The 4,758-nt window shown below is 36.3% G+C and carries 7 protein-coding genes; 3 read left to right on the top strand and 4 right to left on the bottom strand.

All coding sequences use genetic code 11. The features are described 5' to 3' along the window. Positions 1 to 207 precede the first annotated feature (207 nt). Together AC805_RS08965 and AC805_RS08960 are read right to left on the bottom strand one after the other, a co-directional pair. Complete coding sequence (locus AC805_RS08965; protein ID WP_055075112.1) at positions 208 to 606, bottom strand: type II toxin-antitoxin system VapC family toxin; 399 nt, start codon at positions 604 to 606, stop codon at positions 208 to 210. Then, positions 594 to 818 (bottom strand): hypothetical protein, encoded by a 225-nt coding sequence (locus AC805_RS08960; protein ID WP_055075111.1) that lies wholly within the window; start codon positions 816 to 818, stop codon positions 594 to 596. Before AC805_RS08960 ends, AC805_RS08965 begins: the two co-directional genes overlap by 13 nt. Positions 819 to 1,320: 502 nt before the next feature. On the opposite strand from AC805_RS08960, the gene AC805_RS08955 reads away from it, so the two are divergent. The 3 genes from AC805_RS08955 (at position 1,321) to AC805_RS08945 (ending at position 3,685) form a co-directional block, all read left to right on the top strand. After that, entirely contained in the window at positions 1,321 to 2,952 is a 1,632-nt protein-coding gene (locus AC805_RS08955; RefSeq protein WP_055075110.1) for a DUF262 domain-containing protein, read from the top strand. 95 nt (positions 2,953 to 3,047) lie between these two features. Next, a complete protein-coding gene (locus AC805_RS08950) occupies positions 3,048 to 3,287 on the top strand; it encodes a DUF2281 domain-containing protein (protein WP_055075109.1) in 240 nt (79 codons plus the stop codon). Next, the gene (locus tag AC805_RS08945) at positions 3,284 to 3,685 is read left to right on the top strand and encodes a type II toxin-antitoxin system VapC family toxin (RefSeq protein WP_055075108.1); all 402 of its coding nucleotides are present in this window, start codon (positions 3,284 to 3,286) and stop codon (positions 3,683 to 3,685) included. Before AC805_RS08950 ends, AC805_RS08945 begins: the two co-directional genes overlap by 4 nt. Before the next feature lie 103 nt (positions 3,686 to 3,788). Here AC805_RS08945 and AC805_RS08940 read toward each other — a convergent pair whose 3' ends face one another. Both AC805_RS08940 and AC805_RS08935 read right to left on the bottom strand, forming a co-directional pair. Next, a complete protein-coding gene (locus AC805_RS08940) occupies positions 3,789 to 4,118 on the bottom strand; it encodes a helix-turn-helix domain-containing protein (protein WP_055075107.1) in 330 nt (109 codons plus the stop codon). A gap of 13 nt (positions 4,119 to 4,131) precedes the next feature. Further along, on the bottom strand, positions 4,132 to 4,503 hold the full coding sequence (locus tag AC805_RS08935; RefSeq protein WP_055075106.1) for a type II toxin-antitoxin system RelE/ParE family toxin: 372 nt from the start codon (positions 4,501 to 4,503) through the stop codon (positions 4,132 to 4,134). Positions 4,504 to 4,758 lie beyond the last annotated feature (255 nt).

Below are 4,758 nucleotides of genomic sequence, written 5' to 3'. Positions count from 1 at the left end.
TCACTTCTTTGCATCTTTGTGGGGATATGTGAAATTGGAGGTTCTTAAACTCAATTCTAAGCTCAATCATTTTGCTCTCAAATCCAAATTGTATATTAAGGCTTTGCAGCAATCTTACTTGGAATGGCAATCCCTGAAACCTTTTTAGACTTCTGCGTAAGGTGAGTTAAGTTAAACGATCTCAAGGTAAACCTTGAATTTTAAGGTTTACATTAGGCGATTCTCAAGTTCGGGATATTTAGAAAATAAGCTATCAACACTGGCAATTTTTGCGTCATATTCTAAGGCGGTGGCGATGATTAGGCGATCGAAGGGATCTTTGTGAATGGGAGATAGGTTTACTGCTCTGACTGTAATTGCTGGAGATAGTGGAAATAAATCAATTCCTGATGGAAGCAGAGCTTCTTCAAGCCATTCTAATACTGGACATGGCAATTCTAGTCTTCCTTTTTGAGATGCAAGTGCAATTTCATAACAAGATATTGCTGACACCCCAACTTGAGGTGCGGTTTCGATCGATGTTTGCCAAGAATCAGGAATTTTCTGAAGATCTTCTGTCATCAGCCAAAACCAAATATGAGTATCCAGCACAATTATTTCAGACATTCCCAATCCTCTTCATCAACGATGGGGCTGACGATATCGCCTAATGTTCTGCCTTTACCTGCGATCACTTTTGATGGAGAGCGTCTTTTAATTTGGGTGACTTTATTTTCTTCGGCAATTACAATAATGGCGCGAGTTGTCTGCAAGTTTGGCTTTTCACCTAGCCATGTAATGCGATCGCCTTCAATGGCAACTTCATAACTTTTGAGCATAGTTGTTTATCTCCTTAAAGTGTTTTCAAATTCTTGTTTTTTGGTGGAAATTAGAGAACGTAGGCGATCGTTTTTTGCCCCTTGTTTCCTCTGCTCAAGTTGATTATAGGTAATTTTAGGAAACAAATGCTAGTATAAATATTATCTGAAATTGTGCCGTAACGTTTCCAGATATGCCGCTAAGTTGGAATGAGATTAAGCAAAAGGCGATCGCCTTGAGTCGCAGCAGGAGGATGAGGCAAATGCTTGGGCAAGGGAGTTTTTAATTCCATCAGAGTATGATGCGGAGTTATGTGCGCTGCGATCGCGTGAGGATGTGATTGAGTTTGCTGAGAGGCTTGGGATTCATGCTGGGATTGTAGTTGGGCGATTGCAGTATGATCAGGTTATCGAGCATAATAGTAAGTTGAATGCTGTAAAGGTAAGTCTTGAATTTTGAGGATTATTAAACAAAAATGTCAAAAAATGATAAGATTCTCTCAAAATTAAGAATTTAATAAAAATGTTACTACAGCCAGAAAATCAAAGTAAGAAATATCAAACTTTATTTAATGAAATTGACGAAGGACGTGTAAAGATTCCTCAATTTCAAAGGAGTTTTGTTTGGGAAAAAGAGAAAACAGCCAAGTTAATTGATAGCCTTATCAAAGGATTCCCAATAGGGACTTTTATATTTTGGAGGACAAAAGAAGAGTTAAGGTGTGTTAAAAATGTTGGCAATGCAAACTTACCTGAAACTCCAAAAGGAGACATGACTAGCTATGTATTGGATGGACAACAGAGAATTACGTCTCTTTATGCTGTCAAAAAAGGGCTTGTAATTAGTAAAGACGGCAAACAAATTGACTACAAAGATATTTGTATAGATATAAGCTTAGATATTGATACTGATGATGAAGTAGTAGGTATAGAACCATCATCAAAGTATCCATCTGTATCAGTATATGAAGTGCTAAATGGTAGTATCATTGACTTTCTTGATAGATTTTCCAAAGAAGAAGTAAAGAAAATTGAGGTTTATCAAAACCGACTAATTGGATATGATTTTTCTACAATTGTTATCAATGACTACCCAATAGATATAGCTTGTGAAGTTTTTACAAGAATTAATACAGGAGGCGAAGAGCTAACTTTATTTGAAATTATGGTAGCTAAAACTTACGATCAAACTAGAGGCTTTGACCTATCGAAAAAATATGAATGTTTGATTGAAGGTGAAGACGACAAAGGTAAAGATTTGAAGAGCGCTAATTACGATACAATTCCTGAGATTACGGTGCTTCAATGCGTATCAGCTTGCTTATGCCAACAAATTCGTCGTCAAGATATTCTTAAATTGAGAAAAAAAGAGTTTATTGATATATGGGAACAGGTCAAGAGTGCCTTATTCGATGCTGTTGATTATCTTAGAAGTAGCCTTAGAGTGGTTGTTTCTGGATTATTACCCTACAATACACTTCTAGTTCCATTAACTTATTTCTTTTTTAAGAAGAAGTCTAATGGGATAACTGTACATCAAGATAAATTATTAACGCAATACTTTTTCTGGGCTACATTCTCCAATAGATTCTCATCATCAGTTGAGGCAAAAATAACTGTTGACCTAAAGAGAATAGATGAAATCCTGAAAGATTCTAAACCAACTTACCTAAATGAAGAGGTCAACCTTAATGTTGATATTTTAAAGGTGCATAAATTTGCCACAGGTGATGCTTTCTGTAAGGGAATACTGTGCATACTCAGTTATTTTGAACCTCGCTCATTTGCAACTAATGGAGTTGTAATTTTAGATAACTCTTGGTTAAAAGTAAGCACTAGTAAAAACTATCATCATTTTTTTCCTAAAAATTATTTAAAAAAACAGGGAATTGAAGAAGGATTAGCAAATTCTGTCCTAAATATAACTATCGTAGATGCTCATATCAATAAAAACGAAATTAGAGCTAAGGCTCCAAGTGTTTACATGAAAAAGTTTTCAATGTCGAACAGTAAGATTAATGTTGCAATGCAAACACACTTAATTGATGACTTGATTAACTTTGGCATATGGGACGATAACTATACAAGATTTCTTTACCAAAGAGGGCAGCGTATTCTGCAAGAAATTAATCAGAGATTATATCCTAAATTCTAAATAGCAACGTCTTCAGTCTCTTGAATGCTCATTTATATAGCGATCGTGAATTTATACCACTACTTCCAATAATTTATTTTTCAAAAAACAAAACTATGCAAACACTACCTAAAACCGAAGAAAAATTAATCGCAGTCATCAAAACCTTACCAACTGAAAAACAACAAGCACTATTAGAATTTGCCGAATTTTTGCAAGCCAAAACAGCGCCTAAAGCCCCAAGCAAAAGCATCAAAGGCTTATGGGCAAATGCAGATATTAACCTCACCGAAGAAGAACTCTCTACAGCCAGAAAAGAAATGTGGGCAAACTTCCCCAAGGATATTGAACTATGAGCGTTGTTGCTGACACCCACACAATTATTTGGTATCTGCGAAGTCCCGAAAAGTTATCACCAAATGCAGTAACTTCCCTTGATAATGCCTTGAATAACGGCGAATCAATTTTTATATCTGCAATTTCTCTTGTAGAAATGAATTATTTAGTTGAGAAAAATCGCATTCCCACAAGTTCACTAGAGCAACTTTTACAACTAATAGACGATCCAATTGTAAACTTATTCGTTGTTCCCTTAGATACCCCAGTAGCCAAATCTTTTACTCAAATCCCACGTGAAATTGTTCCAGAAATGGGCGATCGCATTATTGCTGCAACCTCTCTCTATCTTAATCTGCCTCTAGTTACCAAAGACCATAAAATCAGAAATTTATCCAATATTCAAACAATTTGGTAGCTTTAAAAGCAGATGTAGTTAAATAATCGTTTGATATAGCGATCGCTAATCTATACCATTACTTTCAACAAGCGAAATAAATCACCTTGACAGTCTCATCACCTTATCCACTCACAACCTGAGTGCGAGCCTGAGAACGCGATTTAGGCTTATCTTTCACCACAATCTCTACATCACGACCTAGAGAATTCAAAAATCTAAACAACCTCACAGTCGAGAATCCCGATAACTTGCCATTGATCAAAGCCGACATCTTAGGCTGATCGATTCCCAATAGCTTAGCCGCTTCGACTTGAGTAATTCCTAACTTAGTAATGATACTGCTGATTTTGTAAGCAAGTTCTGCTTTAACCAGCAACTCATCAGAATTCTCTAATCCCAAATCTGCAAAAACATTACCACTACTTTTTTGCACCTTAATCTCTTCAGTCATTTAACACCTCCATTTATTTCTTGTTGTAATGCTCAGCATAGTTTTCTTTAGCCCGTTTTAGTCTTGCCTCAATCAAATCCATATCTTGCTTTGGAGTAGCAATACCCTGTTTCGATTTTTTTTGGAAGGAATGTAGAACATAAACAACATCAGCAAATTTGATCGTATAAACTGCCCTATAAGTGTCTCCATCAAAATCTTCTACTACTTCCACAACCCCAGCACCTTTAAATCCTTTAAGCGGCTTAGCAGAAGGATGTTTATCTCCACATTGAGCGAGGTACAAAGCATAACCCACAACTTGCTGAACCTCGTCTGGGAAATTTTTTAAATCATCTAGCGAACTCCCAATCCACTCAACAGGTTTCAAAGGTAAAATACTCACATTACAAATATGCTAATACTAGCATATCGCATAAAATTAATATTGTGACATAAGGGACTTGCGATTTAATGAAGTACCAAATATAAAGCCAGAATCGTTGGCGCGGCTCCGCCGCGCCAACGATTCTGGCAAATCTGGATTGGTATCTTATTCTCTCGCAAGTCCCTAAAGCTCTTTAAAAGCAGATGTAGTTAAACAATCGTCTGATATAGCGATCGCGAATTTATTTCACTACTTTCAAGAAGCAAAACGAGT

Origin of the sequence: Pseudanabaena sp. 'Roaring Creek', assembly GCF_001402795.1 — a bacterium.
Taxonomy (GTDB): domain Bacteria; phylum Cyanobacteriota; class Cyanobacteriia; order Pseudanabaenales; family Pseudanabaenaceae; genus Pseudanabaena.
This window is presented reverse-complemented; position numbering and strand designations above follow the sequence as displayed.